The organism is Acidisphaera rubrifaciens HS-AP3, assembly GCF_000964365.1.
In the GTDB taxonomy this organism is placed as follows: Bacteria; Pseudomonadota; Alphaproteobacteria; order Acetobacterales; family Acetobacteraceae; genus Acidisphaera; species Acidisphaera rubrifaciens.
Map to the genome: position 1 here is coordinate 1 of NZ_BANB01001052.1, position 649 is coordinate 649.

General features: G+C 74.4%; 1 protein-coding gene. It reads right to left on the minus strand.

Annotated features, from left to right (window positions below):
- Positions 1–124: 124 nt before the first annotated feature.
- Positions 125–649: RluA family pseudouridine synthase (locus tag B8460_RS19995; RefSeq protein WP_048863386.1), on the minus strand; the 525-nt coding region annotated here is incomplete at its 5' end.

The following is a 649-nucleotide window of genomic DNA, read 5'->3' on the forward strand; positions in this document are numbered from 1 at the left end:
CTCGATACGCGGCTTGAAGGCGTTCGGGTCGATCGTGGCGAGCAGAACCCCGACCGCGGCGAGCGGCAGGACGATCACCGCCGCCAGGGCGATCAGCAGCCAGCGGGTGCGGCGTCGCATGGCCTCAACCGGTCCGCGCGGTCCGTCGCGCCGGCCGCGGCGCCGGTGCGGTGAACCCGAGGGTGCGGAACGTCTCGCGCATATGGGCGGGCAGCGGCGCCTCGACCTCCAGCACCCCGCCGGCGGGGTGCGGCAGGCGGAGCGCGCGGGCATGCAGGTGCAACGTGTCGGACAGCCCCTCCACCGTCGCGGCGAAGGCGTTGTTCTGATCCGGCCGGGCATAGGTGACGTCGCCCAGGATCGGCGCGCCGATCGCGACGCAGTGCACGCGCAGCTGATGCGTCCGCCCCGTCAGGGGCCGCAGCTCCAGCCAGGCGAGCTTGCGTCCGGCATGGTCGAGCACGCGGTAGTCGGTGATCGCCCGCGCGGCGTCCGGGTCGTCGGGCGTGGCGGGCTCGCTGCGCTCGCCGCCATAGGCGCCGTGCGCGCCCTCGATCCGCCGCAGCGGCAGGTCGATCCGCCCCTCGTCCACGGGCGGGCGGCGGGCGACAACGGCCCAGTAGGTCTTTTCCATGTCGCGGCTGCGGAA